Here is a 17,254-nt window from a genome sequence, read left to right on the forward strand (position 1 = left end):
TTTAGAAACTGTCTCTCAACCACTGACTCATGCGATGCAGTTTTCCGCCCGTCCCGGTCATTCTGAGACCGGAAATTCCTTTCGCCGGATGGCTTTCGAAACTCGCCATCTGCGGATAGATCAGAAGCCCCACCGCGGCCGAGAAGGCCGGCCCCTTCGCCGCTTCCGGCAGGCCGGCCACGCCGAGCGGTCGGCCGATGCGCACGTTGCGTCCCAGGATACGGCGCGCCGCTTCCGGCAGGCCGGCAAGCTGGCTGGCGCCGCCGGTAAGCACGACACGCTTGCCCACCGCATTGCCGTAGCCGGACTTGTTGAGCCGGTCGCGCAGCAGTTCGAGCGTCTCGTCGATGCGAGCGCGCACGATGCGCGTCATCACCGAGCGCGGGATCTGTAAAGGCACATCGCCATCGTCGCCGATCGGCTGGATCGAAACCAGGTCGCGGTCGTCGGCGCTGCCCGGCAGCGCCGAGCCATGCATCACCTTCAGCCGTTCGGCAGCATCGAGCGAGGTCGACAGCCCCTTGGCCATGTCCAGCGTGACATGATTGCCGCCGATGGCGATGGCGTCGCCATGGACGAACTTGCCTTCCGAAAACACCGAGATCGTCGTCGTGCCGCCGCCCATGTCGATGCAGGCCGCGCCCATTTCCAGTTCGTCGTCGACCAGGGCCGCCAACCCGCTGGCATAGGGCGTCGCCACCATGCGCTCGACCGACAGATGCGAACGATTGATGGAAAGCTCCAGATTGCGCATCGGAGCGGCGTCGCCGGTCAGCACATGCATGTCGACGCCGAGTGCGTCGCCGACCATGCCGCGCGGATCACGCACGCCGCGTTCCGCATCCAGCGAGAAGCCGACGGGAAGCGAATGGATCACCTCGCGCTCGGCCTTCAGCGCCTGCTTGGCGCCGGCGCCGAGAACGCGCTTGATGTCGGCCTCGTCGGCCTCATGGCCGCCAAGGTTGATGGTGGCGGAGAAGGCTTCGCTCTTCAGCCGGCCGGCGGTCATGTTGACGATCAGCGAATCGACCGTCAGCCCGGCCATGCGCTCGGCCGCGTCGACGGCGAGACGGATGGCATGCTCGGCGCGGTCGAGATCGACAATGACACCCGACTTCACGCCTTGCGATTTCTGATGGCCGATGCCGATCACCTGGATCCGGTGCGAGCGGCCGCGCAGCAGCTTGCCGTCATCGTTCGGCTTCAGCTTGGCCACCATGCAGCAGACCTTGCTCGAACCGACATCCAGCACCGTCAGGGTGCCGGACCGGCGCGACGAGGCATCGCCTTGACCGCCAAGCCAGCTCATATCTTCGTCTCCGGCTTGCGCTTCAGGCTCTTGGGTTTTTCGTTGAGCGCGGCTTCGCGCTGCGTTGCCGCCTCGGGCGTCAACTGCACGACCAGCCGGTCGGTCAGGCGCATGTCGACGGCGGCGATGTCGCGCGACAACAGCCCCTTGTCCTGGTCCATCTTGACGAGTTCGGCGAGCGCCTGATCCTCGCCATCCTCGGGAAGCTTGACGGTGATGCCATTGTCCAGCTTCAGGTCCCAGCGCCGTTCGCCGACGCGGATATAGCCTTTGATCCGGGTCGCGAGCTCAGGATACTTTTCGATCTTGGCAATGAAGTCGGGCGCGCTCGCCGGCGCGCCGGTGCCGATCAGCAGCGGCAGCAGCACCTGCTTGCCGCCCGAGAACGGCGCGATCACGGCGCCATCCTTCTCGATGACGGACAGCTCGTCGCCCTGCTGCCAGAGCGCGAAGGCCTCGCGCTCTTCGACGTGCACTTCCAGCGTGTGCGGATAGACCTTGCGCACCGCGGCAACCTCGATCCACGGCAGGCCGGAGATGCGCTCGCGCGCCGCCTCGGCGTCAAAGCCGATCAGCGACGTCCAGCCGTCGAGTTCGAGCCTGTCGAGAATATCGATCTCCGAGGTCTGGCGATTGCCGACCACCTTGACCTGATCGACGGCAAAGCCGGTGCGGGCGGTGATGCTCTGCACGATGCCGTCGACATGACCGCCGAGATAGGCGCCATAGGCGCTGCTCGAGGCAATCAGCACGGCCGACATCATGGCCGCGGAAAAGCGCGGCGCCTGGAATTCCCCGACGCCGAGGCGCGCCAGAATGCGCACAGGGCGACGCAGCATGCGCGGCAGCACGAAATGGCCTGATGACAACGGCAGGCCGAACGGCGCCGGCCCGGCCGCGCCCCTCTCCTTACCTTGTCCCCATTTCAACGCAGACACGAAGCGTCCTCCACCATCCAACTCAACAAATCGCCAAACGAGTGCCCGGCCTGGGCGGCGATTTCAGGCACCAAGGACGTCGGCGTCATACCCGGCTGGGTGTTGACCTCGAGCCACACAATCTCGCCGTTTTCGGAATGCCGATCGTCATAACGGAAGTCCGACCGGGAAACGCCCCGACAGCCGATCGCTTGGTGAGCCTTGAGCGCCAGTGTTTGTATTTTTTGGTAAATATTCGGTGAAACTTTTGCGGGGCATTCGTGCTTTGATCCCCCGGCGACATATTTTGAATCATAGTCGTAGAAGGAATGACCCGTCGGGATGATCTCGCAGACCCCCAGCGCCACATCGCCCATCACCGCGCAGGTCAGCTCGCGGCCGTGGATGTAGCGCTCGACCATGACGGTATCGCCATATTTCCATTCGGACGAGCCAAGGACCTGCGGCGGATGCGACTGGCCTTCATGCACGATGACGACGCCGAAGCTCGAGCCCTCATTGACCGGCTTGACCACATAGGGCGGCTTCATCGGATGTTTGTTCTGGATGGCGAAGCGGCTGGCGACCTTCGATTCGGCAACCGGGACGCCGACCGATTTGGCAACCCGCTTGGCCTGCTCCTTGTTCATGGCCAAAGCCGAGGCGAGCACGCCGGAATGGGTGTAGGGAATGCCGAGATATTCGAGGATGCCCTGGATGGTGCCATCCTCGCCAAACGGGCCGTGCAGCGCGTTGAAGGCGGCATCGGGCTTGAGTTCGGCAAGCACGGAGCCCACATCGCGCCCGACATCGACGCGCGTAACCTGGTAGCCTTCCTTCTCGAGCTCATCGGCACAAGCCTTTCCCGAGGACAGAGACACGGGCCGCTCGGACGAAAACCCACCCAGCAGGACGGCCACATGCTTGTTTTTCATTCCCCGGCATCCCCTCTCGCAGCGGACCAAAAACCAAGATTTTCCGCAACATTGAGTCCGAGTCTCCCGGCAGGTTGCCCCCCCCAGACGGAAAACGCTGAAAACGCGTCGAACGACTCAAATCAGGAAACGCTTTTGAGCAGAGAATCAGAGAGTTGATTCACTGGCAAGTGCTTACGATTCCGAGAGATTCACTTTCTGAGAAAATGGATGCGAAAAGCGTGTCGTTGAGTCTTCGGAGCAACGGTTGGGGACCGTTTCGGCCTCGTTGAAGTTCATGCATCACATGAACTTCGCTAGCGGGCTAAAGAAGCTGTCCGAGAAACTCCTGAACGGCATGCCCCGGCCGGAAATTGCCGATGCGCTTGATTTCCCATTGCAGCCGGATGCCCGAATTCTCCAGCACCCGCGTGCGCACCGTCTCGCCGAGATATTCAAGGTCGTAGCCGGTCGCGGTTCCCGTGTTGATCATGAAATTGCAATGCATCGGCGACATCTGCGCGCCGCCGATCATCAGGCCGCGGCAACCCGCCTTGTCGATCTCCTTCCAGGCCGATGTGCCTTCAGGATTCTTGAAGGTCGAGCCGCCGGTCTTCTCGCGGATCGGCTGCACGGTCTCACGGTGGTTCTGCACGGCCTCCATCGCCGCCTTGATCGCCACCCTGTCCTCGGCAAAGCCTTCGAACACGGCCGAGGTGAAGATCAGCCCGGCAGGTGCCGTCGAATGGCGATAGGCGTAGCCCATATCGGCATTGCTCAGCGTTTGCACATTGCCCTTGCGGTCGAGCGCGCGCACTTCGACGACGCGCTCGCGCGTCTCGACGCCATTGGCACCTGCATTCATCCTCAGTGCACCGCCGACGGCGCCCGGAATGCCGTGGTAGAAATGGAAACCGCCAATGCCGGCCTCGAGCGCCACCGCGGCAACGCGCTTGTCGGGTGTCGCAGCCCCCGCTTTGATCGTTGTCGGGCCAATCACCTCGGCCTCGCCAAAGCCTTTGGCCGAAAGCCGGATGACAAAGCCCGGAATGCCGCCGTCACGGACCAGAAGGTTGGAGCCGACGCCGACGATGGTCAGCGGTATGTCCTCCGGAACGGCTTTGAGGAACGCCGCAAGATCCTCCTCGTCGGCCGGCTGGAACAGCGCTTCAGCCAGGCCACCGGCGCGGAACCAGGTGATCTTGTCCATCTCGGCATTCGGCGTCAGGCGGCCGCGCAGGCCGGCAAGCCGGTCGCCAAGTCTGTCGATCAGGGCCTGGCCGTGCATCATGAGACGGTCCCGCCAAGCTCCTTGGGCAACGCATAGGCCCATTGGGTGATGTTGCCGGCGCCGAGGAAGACGACGAAGTCGCCGGGCTTGGCCAGATCGCGGATGATGGGCGCAATCGCCGCCGGACCCTCGATGTAGCGCGCGTCGCGATGGCCGCCGGCGCGGATGCGCGACACCAGCGCGTCCGAGCTGACGCCGTCGATCGGCTCCTCGCCGGCCGCGTAGACCGGCGCCACCATCACCGTGTCGGCGTCGTTGAAGCAGGCGGAAAACTCGTTGAACAGATCATGCAGACGGGTGAAGCGATGCGGCTGGGCAATGGCGATGACGCGGCCCTTGGTGGCGCTGCGCGCCGCCTTCAGCACCGCCGAGATCTCAACCGGATGGTGGCCGTAATCGTCGAATATTTCGACGCCGTTCCACGAACCGGTGTGGGTGAAGCGGCGCTTGACGCCGGCGAAGGACGACAGGCCCTTCTTGATCGCCTCGGCCGACAGGCCGAGCTCATGCGCGACCGCGATCGCGGCGGTCGCGTTGGAGACGTTGTGACGGCCGGGCATCGGCAGGCGCAGGCCTGATATCGTCGTCTGGCCGCCGGTCTTGCGGTCACGGATCACCACGTCGAATTCAGAAGTCGCGCCCACCATGCGATGGTTGGTGAAGCGCACATCGGCCTGCGCGTTCTCGCCATAGGTGACGACGCGGCGATCCTCGATGCGGCTGACAAGCGCCTGCACCTCGGGATGATCGGTGCACATCACCCCGAAACCATAGAACGGCACGTTCTCGACGAACTGGCGAAACGCCTCGCGCACCTTGTCGAAACTGCCATAGTGATCGAGATGCTCGGGATCGATGTTGGTGACGACGGCGATCTCGGCCGGCAGCTTCAGGAACGTGCCGTCGCTCTCGTCGGCCTCGACCACCATCCATTCGCCGTCGCCCATGCGCGCATTGGTGCCATAGGCATTGATGATGCCGCCATTGATGACAGTCGGATCGAGCCCGCCGGCATCGAGCAAGGTCGCCACCATCGAGGTCGTGGTCGTCTTGCCATGCGTGCCGCCGATCGCCACTGCCTGGCGAAAGCGCATCAGCTCGGCCAGCATTTCGGCACGACGCACGATCGGCAGCAGCTTTTCGCGCGCCGCCTTGAGCTCCGGGTTGGATTTCTTGATCGCCGTCGAGACGACGACAACCTCGGCATCGCCGAGATTTTCGGCCTTGTGGCCGACGAAGCATTCGATGCCCTTGTCGCGCAGCCGCTGCACATTGGCGCTTTCGGCCTGGTCGGACCCTTGCACCTTGTAGCCGAGATTGTGCAGCACTTCGGCAATGCCGCTCATGCCGATGCCGCCAATGCCGATGAAATGCACAAGGCCGATGGTCTGCGGCATCTTCATGCGTGCGTCCCCTTCCTGAAATCCGAAACGGTTTTTTTCGACGCAATAGCCTCTGTGAGATCAGCGAGCAACCGTGCCGCGTCCGGCCTGCCGGCCGATTTCGCGCCCGCCGCCATCGCCGCCAGCCGCTCAGGCGTGTCCATCAGCCCGCCGACGAGCGCTGCGATGCGTTCGGGCGAAAGCGAGGATTGCGGGTGCACTTCGCCGCCGCCGGCAGCGGCAAGGGCCGCCGCGTTCGCCGCCTGGTCGTGATCGAGCGCATAGGGATAAGGCACCAGCAGTGCCGGCCGGCCGATGACTGCGATCTCCGAAACGGTCGAGGCACCGGAGCGCGAGATCAACAGATGAGCGGTCGCCATGCGCTGCGCCATGTCGGTGAAGAAGGGCGAGACCTCGGCGGCGACGCCAAGGGTGGCATAGGCCGCCTTGACCCGCGCCACGTCATCCGCGCGAGCTTGTTGGGTAATCACCAGCCGCTTGCGCCGGGCGTCGGAAAGCAGCGCGATAGCCCCCGGCACGGCATCGGAAAAGAACTGAGCGCCCTGGCTGCCGCCGAACACCAGCAGGCGGAACGGCTGTTCCCCGGTCGACGCCGCATAGGCCGTCATGGCCGCTTCCAGCACGGCAGGCCTGACCGGATTGCCCGTCGTCACCGTCTTGACGCCGGCAGCACTGGTGTCCTGCGGCAGGAAGCCGCCGGCGATCGCGTCGACACGGCCGGCCAGCGCCCGGTTGGCGCGGCCCATCACCGCGTTCTGCTCATGGATCAGCGTCGGCACCTTGCGCCGCGTCGCCGCGTAGAGCGGCGGCAAGGTCGGATAGCCGCCGAAGCCGACGACGGCATCCGGCTTGATCCTGCCAATGATGGCGGACGCCTGGCGCACGCCGCGCCAGATTTTCCAGAACGCACCAAGCAGGACGAAGGGATTCTTCGAGCCCATCGTCGCCGACTGGATCGGATGGATGGCGGCGGCCGGGAAATGGCCGGCGAAACGCTCGGCACGATCGTCGGTCGCCAGATGCACCGACCAGCCGCGCTCGTTCAGCTCATGCGCCAGCGCCTCGGCGGGAAAAAGATGCCCACCGGTTCCGCCCGCCGCGAGAAGGATGACGCCTCTGGCCATATCACTCCGCCGGGACGGCGCGTTGCGACAGGCCAAAGCCCATCTGCTTGCGCTTTTCCGGCCGCTTGCGTGTCAGCGCCAGCACCATGCCCATCGAAATCGCGATGGCGATCTGCGAGGAGCCGCCATAGGAGATGAACGGCAGCGTCATGCCCTTGGCCGGCACAAGCTGCAGGTTGACGCACATGTTGATGACAGCCTGCAGGCCGAAGACGGTGACGAGGCCGCCGACCGCATAGCGGGTGAAATCGTCATGCTCCTTCAGCGCCGTATTGAGACCGCGCAGCACGATGAAGGCGAAGATCGACATGATGAAGAAGCACATGATCAGCCCGAACTCTTCGCCGGCGACCGAGAAGACGAAGTCGGCATGGCTGTCGGGGATGACCCGTTTGACCGTGCCCTCGCCCGGCCCGACGCCGAACCAGCCGCCATTGATCAGCGCCTCGCGTCCCATGTCGACCTGGAACGTGTCGCCTTCGCCCGTGAGGAACTTGTCGATGCGCAAGGCAACGTGCGGAAACACAGTATAGGCGGCAAAGACGCCCCCAACGCCAGCGGCACCCAGTGCGACGATCCATAGCCAAGGCAGCCCCGCCATGAAGAACATGATGCCCCAGGTGCCGGTCGTCAGCATGGTCTGGCCGAGGTCCGGTTGCGCCACCAGCAGCGACACGACCAGCACCAGCAGCAGCATGGCGAACAGATTGCCCGGAATGTCGGGCTGGCGCTTGTGCTCGGCGAACAGCCAGGCGCACATGATGACGAAGGCGGGTTTCAGAAATTCAGAGGGCTGGATGGACAGGCCGGCAAGCGACACCCAGCGGCGCGCGCCCTTCACCTCGACGCCGATGTAGAGCACGGCCACCATCAGCACCAGCATCAGGCACAGCATGATCAGCGCCATGCGCCGGATCTGCCTGGAATCGAGGAACGACACGGCCAGCATCACGCCAAGCGCCGGCACGGTGAAGATGATCTGCCTTGTGGCGAAGTGGAAACTGTCGAGACCGATGCGTTCGGCCACCGCCGGGCTGGCCGCGAAGGACAGCACGATGCCAAGCCCCATCAGCGACAGGAACGCCGCCAGGAACCAGCGATCGATCGTCCACCACCAGGTCGCAACCGGGCTTTTGTCGAGACGGCTCTGCATTATCGTGCCCCTCCGATGAGTTTCACACCCTCGATAGCATTCGCAGCTTGCCTGAAGGCTTCGCCGCGGACTTCGAAATTCTTGAACTGGTCGAAACTGGCGCAGGCCGGCGACAACAGCACCACCGCTTCGCCGCTGTCGTCCTTAGCCGCATCAAGCGCGGCGTGCTCGACCGCCGCGGCCAGCGTGCCTGAAATCTCGTAGGGCACGGCCTCGCCCAGCGTCGCCGAAAAGGCGGGTGCGGCCTCGCCGATCAGATAGGCCTTGGCAATACGCGGGAAGAAACCGCGCAATGGCTCGATGCCGCCTTCCTTGGGCAGGCCGCCGGCGATCCAGTAGATGCGCGCAAAGCTCGACAGCGCCGGCGCCGCCGCATCGGCGTTGGTCGCCTTGGAATCGTTGATGAACAGCACATGGTCCTTGCGGCCGACCTGCTCCATGCGGTGCGCGAGGCCGGGGAAGCTTTCCAGCCCGGACTGGATTTCGCCAAGCTCCAACCCGACCTTGAGGCACGCGGCGACCGCTGCCAGCGCGTTCTGCGCATTGTGCTGGCCGCGCAGCGAGCCGATGCCCTCGAGGAAGGCGACACGGCTGTAGCGGCCGTGCACCGCCTCCATCAGATCGCTGCCGTCGGCGAAATAGCCGTCGGTCAGCGGCAGCCGCTTGGAAATGCGGATGACATGCCGCCCCGCCCGCTCCAGCCGCTCGGCGATCTGCGCGCACCAGGAATCGTCGATGCCGACGATCGCCGTCTCGCTGCCGGCCACCAGCCGTTCCTTGATCGCGGCGTAGTGCTGCATGGTGCCGTGACGGTCGAGATGGTCGGGCGTCAGGTTGAGCAGGATGCCGGCCGTCGGGTTGATCGAGGGCGCGAGGTCGATCTGGTAGGACGAGCATTCGACGACATAGTGCCGGTCGGGCTCGGGCTGATCGAGCGTCATCACCGCGCGGCCGATATTGCCGCCCATCTGGGTGTCGCGTCCGGCTGCTTTCAGGATATGCGCGGTCAGCGCCGTCGTCGTCGACTTGCCGTTGGTGCCGGTGATGGCGATGAAGGGCGACGTCGGCGCGCTCAGCATGCGCTCGCGGCAGAAAAGCTCGATGTCGCCGATGATCTCGACGCCTGAACCGCGCGCCAGCTCCACCGTCCAATGCGGCTTGGGATGCGTCAGCGGCACGCCCGGCGACAGCACGAAGGCCGAGAATTTCGCCCAGTCGGCGCCGCGCAAATCGGCGGTTGCGATTCCGGTAGCCGCCGCCTTGGCGACGCTGTCGGGATTGTCGTCCCAGGCCAGCACGTCCGCCCCGCCGGCGATCAGCGCGCGCGCCGTCGCGATCCCCGAGCCACCGAGCCCGAAGAGCGAAACGCGCTTGCCTGCAAAGGATGCGGCGGGGATCAAGCGGCCTCCTATCTCAGCTTGAGGGTCGACAGGCCGACCAGCGCCAGGATGACGGCGATGATCCAGAAGCGGATCACCACCTGGCTTTCGGTCCAGCCGAGCTTTTCGAAATGATGGTGGATCGGCGCCATCAGGAACACCCGCTTGCCGGTCATCTTGAAATAGCCGACCTGGATGATGACCGACAGGATTTCCACGACAAACAATCCGCCGACGATGACCAGCACGATCTCGTGCTTGGTGGCGACGGCGACGGTGCCGATCAGGCCGCCCATGGCCAGCGATCCGGTGTCGCCCATGAAGATCGCCGCCGGTGGCGCGTTGAACCAGAGGAAGCCGAGGCCGGCGCCGATGACGGAGCCAAGCACGACCGCCAGTTCGCCGGTGCCGGGCACGAAATGGATCTGCAGATACTCGGCGAACACGGCGTTGCCGGAGAGATAGGCGATGACGCCGAAGGAGGCCGCCGCGATCATGATCGGCACGATCGCCAGCCCGTCCAGGCCGTCGGTCAGGTTCACCGCATTGCCGGCGCCGACGATGACGAAGCAGGAAAACGGAATGAAGAACCAGCCGAGATTGATGATGAATTCCTTGGCGAAGGGGAATGTCAGCGACGACGAGAACGGCGCCTGACCATTGTGCATGATCGCCCAGGCGGCGATGCCGGCGATGACGAATTCAAGCGCCAGCCGCGCCTTGCCGGAAAAGCCGAGATGCGACTGCTTGGTCACTTTGAGATAGTCGTCGTAGAAGCCGATCGAGCCGAAGCCGAGCGTCACCAGCAGCACCACCCAGACATAGATGCTCGACAGGTTCGCCCATAAAAGCGACGAGCCGATAATGCCCGACAGGATCATCAGTCCGCCCATGGTCGGCGTGCCGGCCTTCTTGAAATGCGTCTGCGGCCCGTCGGCGCGGATCGGCTGGCCCTTGCCTTGCCGCAGCCGCAGCGAATTGATGATGGTCGGCCCGAAGATGAAGACGATCAGCGCCGACGTGATCAGCGCCCCGCCGGTGCGGAAGGTGATGTAGCGGAAGACATTGAAGACCGAGACCTTGTCCGCAAAATCGACGAGCAGTGTAAACATGCGCTTTTCGTCCCCCGACCTAGGTCTGTTTTCTGGCTGTCGATTCAGCCGGGTATTTGCCCAGCAGCGCATCGACCAACTTTGCAAAACCGATGCCCTTCGACGATTTGATCATCACCACATCGCCCGGCTTCAGCGCGGCAAGCAGCACCGGCTTCAGCTCCTCGACACCGGCGCGATATTCCGTTTTGATTTCAGCCGGCAGTATCTCGGCCAGCGCCCGCATTTCCGGGCCGCCGAGAAAGACGGTCTGCGTCCCGGTGCCGACGATGAGCTCGGCAAGGGCTGCATGCAGCTTGGCCGAGTGGTCGCCGAGTTCGAGCATGTCGCCGAGCACGGCGATGCGACGGCCCTCGCCCGTCACCGGCGTCGCGTTGAGCAATGCCATGGCAGCAGCCATCGATGCCGGATTGGCGTTGTAGCTCTCGTCGATTAGGGTGATCAGTCCGCCGGAATGGCGCAGCACATGGCGCTTGCCGCGCCCGCGTTCTGCCGAAAGATCGGCCAGTGCGAGAGCCACCTTGTCGAGATCGGCCCCGACCAGATGCGCCGCACCCAGCACCGCCAGCACGTTCTGCACCATATGACGGCCGGGCGCGCCGATCCGCGCCGCCACCTCGTGGCCGCTGATCCTGGCGGTGATGTCGGAATGATCCGCATGCAGTTCGCATTTGACCAGCTTGAAAGTCGAGCGCGCATTTTCGCCGAAGCCGTAGACGTGCTCGACACCGGCGGCCTGCGCCATCTTGTCGAGAATCTTGAAGCGCGCGTCGTCGCGGTTGAGGACGGCGGCACCCTCTGGCTCCAGCCCTTCGAAAATCTCGGCCTTGGCCTTGGCGATCTCGTCCAGATTGCGGAAGAAGCCAAGGTGGGCGGCCGCGATCATGGTGACGATGGCGACATGCGGCCTCACCATCTTGACCAGCGGCCGGATCTCGTCGGGATGGTTCATGCCGATCTCGAACACGGCATAGTCGCAATCATCGGGCATCCGCGCCAAAGTCAGCGGCACGCCCCAATGGTTGTTGAACGACTGCGCCGAGGCATGCACCTTGCCGACGGCGGACAGCACGTGGCGCAGCGCTTCCTTGGTGGTGGTCTTGCCGGCCGAACCGGTCACAGCGATGATTTTCGCGCTCGAGCGGGCGCGCGACGCAACCCCAAGCTTTTCCAGCGCGACCAGCACATCCTCGACGACGATGATCGGCGCCGTCAGCCGGCCGAGCGACGGCAGCTTGCCTTCGGCCACCACCAGCACGCCGGCGCCGGCTTTGATGGCGGCGGTTGCGAAGTCATGGCCGTCCATCGCCTCGCCCTTGATGGCGAAGAAGGCGTCACCCGGCTGCAGGCTGCGGCTGTCGATCGAAATGCCTGAAATGCCTTCCGGCATCGGCCCGAGCGGCCGCCCATCCATGGCGGCAACCAGCGCCTCGGAGGTCCACAGCAAGCTCATGCGGCACGCTCCACGAGTGCTGCGCGGACTTCCTCATGATCGGAGAAATGCAAGGTCTCGGAGCCGATCGTCTGGCCCTCCTCATGGCCTTTGCCGGCCACGATCAGCGTGTCGCCGGCATGCAGCATGGCGACCGCCTCGTGAATCGCCTGGCGCCGGTCGCCGATCTCGATGGCGCCGGGAGCAGCGGCGAGGATGGCGGCACGGATCGTTTCCGGCACTTCCGAGCGCGGATTGTCGTCGGTGACGATGACGACATCGGCAAGCCGCGTCGCGATTTCGCCCATGATCGGCCTTTTTCCCCGGTCGCGGTCGCCGCCGCAGCCGAAGACGACGATGACGCGGCCGGTGGTGAACGGCCGCACCGAAGCCAGCACGTTTTCCAGCGCGTCGGGCTTGTGGGCATAATCGACATAGACCGGCGCGCCATTGGCGGTGGTGCCGACGAGGTCGAGCCGGCCCGGCGCGCCCTTCAGTTTCTCCAACGCCATCAAGGCCTTGGCGACAGGTGTTCCCGTGGAAATGGCAAGACCCGCCGAAACCAGCGCGTTCGAAATCTGGAAATCACCGGCCAGCGGCAGGTCGATCTCGTAGAGCACGCCGTCGGCCTCGACCTCGGCGCGCTGGCGGTGGCGCTCGTGCTCGACCCGCTTCAGCCTGAGGAAATCGCCATGGCGGCCGACCGTCAGCACCTCGAGCCCGGCAGCCTGTGCGGCCTTGATCGTCGGCGCCGACCACGGATCGTCGGCGAAGATCACAGCCGGCGCGCCCTTCGGCAGCAGTGCGTCGAACAGGCGCAATTTGGCGCGATGGTAATCCTCGATGGTCGGATGATAGTCCATGTGGTCGCGGCCGAGATTGGTGAAGCCGCCGGCCGCCAGCTTCACGCCGTCGAGGCGGCGCTGGTCGAGCCCATGACTGGAGGCTTCCATCGAGGCGTGGGTGACGCCGGCATCGGCCAATTCCCGCAGCAATTGATGCAGAGCGACCGGATCGGGCGTCGTCAGCGAGCCATAATCGTTGCGGCCCGGCGCCACCACGCCGGTGGTGCCGATCGAAGCGGCGGCATAGCCGGCCTGCTCCCAGATCTGCCTGGTGAAAGCAGCAACCGATGTCTTGCCGCTGGTGCCGGTCACCGCGACCATGGTCTGCGGCTGCTTGCCGAAATAGCGGGCCGCACTCAGCGCCAGCACCAGGCGCGGATCGTCGACCGCCAGCACCGGAACCGACAGCCCGGCTATGGTGCTGCCCTTGCCCGCCACGATGGCGGCCGCACCGCGCGCGGCGGCGTCGGCGGCATAAACGGCACCATCGGCCTTGGTTCCGGCGAGCGCAAAAAAGACAACGCCCGGTTTTACCTGGCGGGAATCCGAAGAAATCCCTGTAACCTCCAGATCGACGGAAGCTATTCCCTCGACGGGCAGGATACCGGCTAGATCTCTGAGCTTCATCGAGTCCCGTTCACCGCAACAAAATAGCGCGCAGTTACCGGCGCGCCCTAAGAATCACTGATAGGAAACCAGCGTTGCACCATTTTCATGGCTGAAATCTGGCTTCACGCCAAGCATGGCAGCCGCACGTCTGATGATGTTTCCCGCCATAACCCCCGCATTCGAGGCCGCGACGTCTGTCATGCCAGGCTTTTCCGGGTGCGGGGCATCGGCAATCGTAAACACGAGGTATTGCGGATCGTCCATCGGGAAGGCGGCGACGAAGGTATTGAAATTCAACTCCTTCGAGTAGCGGCCGTTGATAACCTTCTCGGCTGTTCCGGTCTTGCCGCCAACGCGATAGCCGGGGACTCTGGCGTTTCTGGCCGAGCCCTTCTCGGCGTTGAGCGTATAGAGGTAGCGCATGCCTTCGACGGTCTTTTCGCTGACCACTTTCTTGGCGGTGGCCATCGCTTCCGCCTGCGTACGCATCAGGAAGGTAGGGTTCATCAGGAAGCCGCCATTCATCAACGCCGCGCAGCCTACAGCCGCTTGCAGCGGTGTCGTCGACACGCCATGACCGAAGGCGATGGTGAACGAATTGACCTGTTTCCAGACCTTCGGTTCAGTCGGGCGGGCGACTTCCGGCAGTTCAGTCTGCATCTTGTCCAGAATGCCAAGGCGATGCAGGAATTCGCGGTGCCCCTCGATACCGACCATCTCGGCCTCCCTGGCCGACCCGATGTTGGACGAATAGAGGAACACCTCCGGCAACGACAGCACACGGTTCTTGCCGTGGAAATCGTGAATGGCCTGATGGCCGACCCGGATCGGATGCGAAGCATCGAAGCGGCTCGCCATCGTCGCCTTGCCCGAATCGAGCGCCATGGCCGAGGTGAAGCTCTTGAAGGTCGAGCCCATCTCATAGAGACCCGCCGACATCCGGTTCAGCCGGTCCTTGTCCTGTGCATTGTAAGGATTGTTCGGATCAAAATCCGGCACCGAGGCCATCGCCACCACTTCGCCGGTCTTGACGTTGAGCACAACAGCGCCGGCGCCCATGGCGCGATAGCGCTCCAGGCCGGCGGCGATCTCGTCGCGCACCACATGCTGGACGCGCAGATCGATCGAAAGCTTCACCGGCTTGAGATCCTTGGCCACCGCGAGGCCCGATGCCTGCAGGTCGCTCAGGCCCTGCTCGTCGACATACTTCTCCATCCCGGAGATGCCCTGGTTGTCGATGTTGGTGAGGCCGACAATGTAGGACGAGGTCTCGCCGCTCGGATAAAAGCGGCGCTTCTCGGTGCGGAAGCCGAAGCCGGGAATGCCGAGTTGCATGATGTCGGACTGTTGCTTGGGCGTCAGCTGCCGCTGCAGCCAGACGAAACCTGCGCCGCTCTTCAGCTTGTGGTAGGTCTGCTCATAGTCGATGTCCGGAAGCACCGTCGACAGCTTCTCGATCGCCTCGTCGGCGTCGACAATCCGGCGCGGTTCTGCAAACAGCGACGCCGTCTTGATGTCCGTCGCCAGCACTTCGCCATTGCGGTCGACAATGTCGGGCCGCGATGCCGTCACCCGGCTCTGCGGACCGCCCGACATGTCGGGGGTCTGGAAGCCAAGATAGACCAGCCGCCCGGAAATGGTCGAGAAGATGCCGAAGAACACCGCCATCGTCATCACGATGCGCGTCCTGCCCTTGCCGCCGGTCGCCTTGCGGGCGCCCTCGACCACGATCGATCCGTCTTCACTCGTCCTGGCGCGACGCTTCAGCAGTTTGCCGATCATTGGGCGATGCCTCCGGTCACCACGGGATCCCTGCTGCCCGGAGGCGCTTGGTCGGAATTGTCGGCCATACCGCCCTGGCGTCCGTTCAGGATGTCCTGGATGTCCAGGGCTTTGGCCGGCAGGTCGCCGATGCCGACGATCTGACGAGCGCTGACCGGCTCGAGTTCGAGCTGCGACTTGTAGAGTTCGGTCAGTTTCTGCAGCCGAGACGGCTGGGTGAGCAGGCTCCAGTCGGCCTTGAGCAGGTCGATCGTGTCCTCCTCATAGCGGATCTGCGCATGGATCTTCTGCACCGACGCCAATTGTTCCTCGGCCTCGCGCTTGGCTTTGTAGGTAAGGGCCGCCGCCGCAACCATGACGGCGATCAGGACGATGTCGCTGGTACGAAACACGTGCTTACCTCTCCCCCGGCCGGTCGATACCGGGAAGCTTTGGAAGGCCGAAAATCGAAAAGTCGCCGCTGCGTGCCGGCGCCTCGGTGCGGATCGCCGCACGCAGCCTGGCCGAACGGGCGCGCGGATTGGCCGCCACCTCGGCGTCGCCGGCAGTCACGCCGCCACCCGCCTTGCGGAAGGTCGCGGTGCGCGCATGAGCCTCGGGCAGGTGACGCGAGCCGGTCGCGACGTCGGCCCGGTCGGCGATGAAACGCTTGACAATGCGGTCTTCCAGCGAATGGAACGTCACCACGGCAAGCCGTCCGCCCGGCTTCAGCGCGCGTTCGGCGGCAAACAAGGCCTTGGCCAGTTCGCCAAGCTCGTCATTGACGAAGATGCGCAGCGCCTGGAAGACGCGCGTCGCCGGATGGATCTTGTCCTTCGGCGCGCGGCCGACATGCGTTTCGATGGCGTCGGCGAGTTCCAGCGTGCGCTCGAACGGACGCTTTTCTCGGCGAGCCTCGATCATGCGGGCGATGCGCCCGGCATGGCGCTCCTCGCCGAGGAAGCCAAAGATGCGGGCAAGGTCGCCCGGTTTGAAGCTGTTGACGACGTCGGCGGCGCTCAAACCAGCCTGCGCCATGCGCATGTCGAGCGGCCCGTCGGCACGGAACGAAAACCCGCGCTCGGCCTGGTCGAGCTGCATCGAAGACACACCGATGTCGAGCACGACGCCATCGGCGCTTTCGACATGTTCGTCCAGCGTCGAGAACGGCGCCTGCACCAGCCGCAGCCGGCCGCCCGACCGCACTTCCAGATCGCGCCCGGCCGCGATCGCATCCGGATCGCGGTCGATCGCCACCACGGAAGCGCCCGTCGCCAGAATAGCCCTGGTGTAGCCGCCGGCGCCGAACGTGCCGTCGATGATGATGTCGCCCTCCGCCGGCGTCAGCGCTTCGAGCACTTCGCCAAGGAGGACCGGAATGTGGCGGGCCGATCCGCCAACGGCGTGAAGGTCATCGCCGTGGCTCGCCGTCATTCCGGTCGCTCCCCAGGCTTCGTCCCCTGCCGAAGCTGCAAAAGCCGGGCCCGCGCCTGCGCCCCATAGGCGGCAAGCCGTCCCGGCTCCCAGATTTGAAAGAAATTGCCGCGTCCGACAAAGGCCACTTCCGCCGAAATGCCGGTGTGTTCGCGAATGAAATCGCTCATCGTGATGCGGCCGTCCTGGTCGAGTTTCAAGAAGGTGCCATCGCCATGGCAGAAGAACGACATATCGTCCGCCGTCTGCAGGAAGGGATCTTCGAGCGCGATGCGCTGCTCGTAGCGATCGAGCAGGTCGAGCCCGCCGACATCCATCGCCGGCAGGTCCAGGCAGCGCAGCGCATAGAGTTCCGAATAGCCGCGCTTCTGCACGACGGCACGGAAATGCGCCGGAACGGACACCCGTCCCTTTGCATCTATCCTGCTTACCGTGTTTGACAGAAACCGGTCCATTAAATGCTACAGCCGCTTGCGCCGCCGCACCCCTCTCCATCTTGTCGCACGCGCCGCCGCGGCGCGTTCCCTGCCCCGTATCAGCCGCGTCCGCATGGGCAAAAACAGGCAAACGC

15 protein-coding genes are annotated in these 17,254 nt (G+C 64.4%); all 15 read right to left on the reverse strand.

Features of this window, described 5'->3' with window-relative positions:
- Position 1 precedes the first annotated feature (1 nt).
- Positions 2-1,309 (reverse strand): cell division protein FtsA, encoded by a 1,308-nt coding sequence (gene ftsA / locus FCU66_RS22390; protein WP_136618218.1) that lies wholly within the window; start codon positions 1,307-1,309, stop codon positions 2-4.
- Positions 1,306-2,247 carry a cell division protein FtsQ/DivIB gene (locus tag FCU66_RS22395; protein ID WP_136618217.1) on the reverse strand — a complete coding sequence of 314 codons (942 nt, stop codon included), beginning with the start codon at positions 2,245-2,247 and terminating at the stop codon, positions 1,306-1,308. The genes ftsA and FCU66_RS22395 overlap by 4 nt, the downstream gene beginning before the upstream one ends.
- Positions 2,235-3,161 carry a D-alanine--D-alanine ligase gene (locus FCU66_RS22400; RefSeq protein ID WP_136618216.1) on the reverse strand — a complete coding sequence of 309 codons (927 nt, stop codon included), beginning with the start codon at positions 3,159-3,161 and terminating at the stop codon, positions 2,235-2,237. The genes FCU66_RS22395 and FCU66_RS22400 overlap by 13 nt, the downstream gene beginning before the upstream one ends.
- Before the next feature lie 304 nt (positions 3,162-3,465).
- Positions 3,466-4,431, reverse strand: coding sequence for a UDP-N-acetylmuramate dehydrogenase (gene murB / locus FCU66_RS22405; protein WP_136618215.1), 966 nt, complete (start codon positions 4,429-4,431; stop codon positions 3,466-3,468).
- Complete coding sequence (gene murC, locus FCU66_RS22410) at positions 4,428-5,834, reverse strand: UDP-N-acetylmuramate--L-alanine ligase (protein WP_136618214.1); 1,407 nt, start codon at positions 5,832-5,834, stop codon at positions 4,428-4,430. The genes murB and murC overlap by 4 nt, the downstream gene beginning before the upstream one ends.
- Positions 5,831-6,958 (reverse strand): undecaprenyldiphospho-muramoylpentapeptide beta-N-acetylglucosaminyltransferase, encoded by a 1,128-nt coding sequence (gene murG / locus FCU66_RS22415; protein ID WP_136618213.1) that lies wholly within the window; start codon positions 6,956-6,958, stop codon positions 5,831-5,833. The genes murC and murG overlap by 4 nt, the downstream gene beginning before the upstream one ends.
- A 1-nt stretch (position 6,959) precedes the next feature.
- A complete protein-coding gene (gene ftsW / locus FCU66_RS22420) occupies positions 6,960-8,111 on the reverse strand; it encodes a putative lipid II flippase FtsW (RefSeq protein ID WP_027034940.1) in 1,152 nt (383 codons plus the stop codon).
- Positions 8,111-9,511: a UDP-N-acetylmuramoyl-L-alanine--D-glutamate ligase gene (murD, locus tag FCU66_RS22425; RefSeq protein WP_136618212.1), complete on the reverse strand. Its 1,401-nt coding sequence runs from the start codon at positions 9,509-9,511 to the stop codon at positions 8,111-8,113. The genes ftsW and murD overlap by 1 nt, the downstream gene beginning before the upstream one ends.
- An 8-nt stretch (positions 9,512-9,519) precedes the next feature.
- A complete protein-coding gene (mraY, locus tag FCU66_RS22430; RefSeq protein ID WP_126069560.1) occupies positions 9,520-10,602 on the reverse strand; it encodes a phospho-N-acetylmuramoyl-pentapeptide-transferase in 1,083 nt (360 codons plus the stop codon).
- Between the two features lie 19 nt (positions 10,603-10,621).
- A complete protein-coding gene (locus tag FCU66_RS22435) occupies positions 10,622-12,055 on the reverse strand; it encodes a UDP-N-acetylmuramoylalanyl-D-glutamyl-2,6-diaminopimelate--D-alanyl-D-alanine ligase (protein ID WP_136618211.1) in 1,434 nt (477 codons plus the stop codon).
- Entirely contained in the window at positions 12,052-13,506 is a 1,455-nt protein-coding gene (locus tag FCU66_RS22440; protein ID WP_136618210.1) for a UDP-N-acetylmuramoyl-L-alanyl-D-glutamate--2,6-diaminopimelate ligase, read from the reverse strand. Before FCU66_RS22440 ends, FCU66_RS22435 begins: the two co-directional genes overlap by 4 nt.
- A 54-nt stretch (positions 13,507-13,560) precedes the next feature.
- The gene (locus FCU66_RS22445) at positions 13,561-15,270 is read right to left on the reverse strand and encodes a peptidoglycan D,D-transpeptidase FtsI family protein (protein WP_136618209.1); all 1,710 of its coding nucleotides are present in this window, start codon (positions 15,268-15,270) and stop codon (positions 13,561-13,563) included.
- Positions 15,267-15,662, reverse strand: a complete 396-nt coding sequence (gene ftsL, locus FCU66_RS22450) for a cell division protein FtsL (protein ID WP_136618208.1) — start codon at positions 15,660-15,662, stop codon at positions 15,267-15,269. The genes FCU66_RS22445 and ftsL overlap by 4 nt, the downstream gene beginning before the upstream one ends.
- Positions 15,663-15,666: 4 nt before the next feature.
- Positions 15,667-16,683 carry a 16S rRNA (cytosine(1402)-N(4))-methyltransferase RsmH gene (gene rsmH / locus FCU66_RS22455; protein WP_136618207.1) on the reverse strand — a complete coding sequence of 339 codons (1,017 nt, stop codon included), beginning with the start codon at positions 16,681-16,683 and terminating at the stop codon, positions 15,667-15,669.
- A complete protein-coding gene (gene mraZ, locus FCU66_RS22460) occupies positions 16,680-17,138 on the reverse strand; it encodes a division/cell wall cluster transcriptional repressor MraZ (RefSeq protein ID WP_056582893.1) in 459 nt (152 codons plus the stop codon). Before mraZ ends, rsmH begins: the two co-directional genes overlap by 4 nt.
- Between the last annotated feature and the right edge of the window lie 116 nt (positions 17,139-17,254).

Source organism: Mesorhizobium norvegicum, from assembly GCF_004919685.1.
Classification (GTDB): Bacteria; Pseudomonadota; Alphaproteobacteria; order Rhizobiales; family Rhizobiaceae; genus Mesorhizobium; species Mesorhizobium norvegicum.

Excerpts from the sequence above, each read along its gene's own strand:
- FCU66_RS22440 (WP_136618210.1), bottom strand. The coding sequence starts at position 13,506 with ATGAAGCTCAGAGATCTAGCCGGTATCCTGCCCGTCGAGGGAATAGCT.
- murB (WP_136618215.1), bottom strand. The coding sequence starts at position 4,431 with ATGATGCACGGCCAGGCCCTGATCGACAGACTTGGCGACCGGCTTGCC.
- ftsW (WP_027034940.1), bottom strand. The coding sequence starts at position 8,111 with ATGCAGAGCCGTCTCGACAAAAGCCCGGTTGCGACCTGGTGGTGGACG.
- FCU66_RS22400 (WP_136618216.1), bottom strand. The coding sequence starts at position 3,161 with ATGAAAAACAAGCATGTGGCCGTCCTGCTGGGTGGGTTTTCGTCCGAG.
- FCU66_RS22435 (WP_136618211.1), bottom strand. The coding sequence starts at position 12,055 with ATGAGCTTGCTGTGGACCTCCGAGGCGCTGGTTGCCGCCATGGATGGG.
- mraZ (WP_056582893.1), bottom strand. The coding sequence starts at position 17,138 with ATGGACCGGTTTCTGTCAAACACGGTAAGCAGGATAGATGCAAAGGGA.
- murC (WP_136618214.1), bottom strand. The coding sequence starts at position 5,834 with ATGAAGATGCCGCAGACCATCGGCCTTGTGCATTTCATCGGCATTGGC.
- ftsA (WP_136618218.1), bottom strand. The coding sequence starts at position 1,309 with ATGAGCTGGCTTGGCGGTCAAGGCGATGCCTCGTCGCGCCGGTCCGGC.
- murG (WP_136618213.1), bottom strand. The coding sequence starts at position 6,958 with ATGGCCAGAGGCGTCATCCTTCTCGCGGCGGGCGGAACCGGTGGGCAT.
- mraY (WP_126069560.1), bottom strand. The coding sequence starts at position 10,602 with ATGTTTACACTGCTCGTCGATTTTGCGGACAAGGTCTCGGTCTTCAAT.
- FCU66_RS22445 (WP_136618209.1), bottom strand. The coding sequence starts at position 15,270 with ATGATCGGCAAACTGCTGAAGCGTCGCGCCAGGACGAGTGAAGACGGA.
- rsmH (WP_136618207.1), bottom strand. The coding sequence starts at position 16,683 with ATGACGGCGAGCCACGGCGATGACCTTCACGCCGTTGGCGGATCGGCC.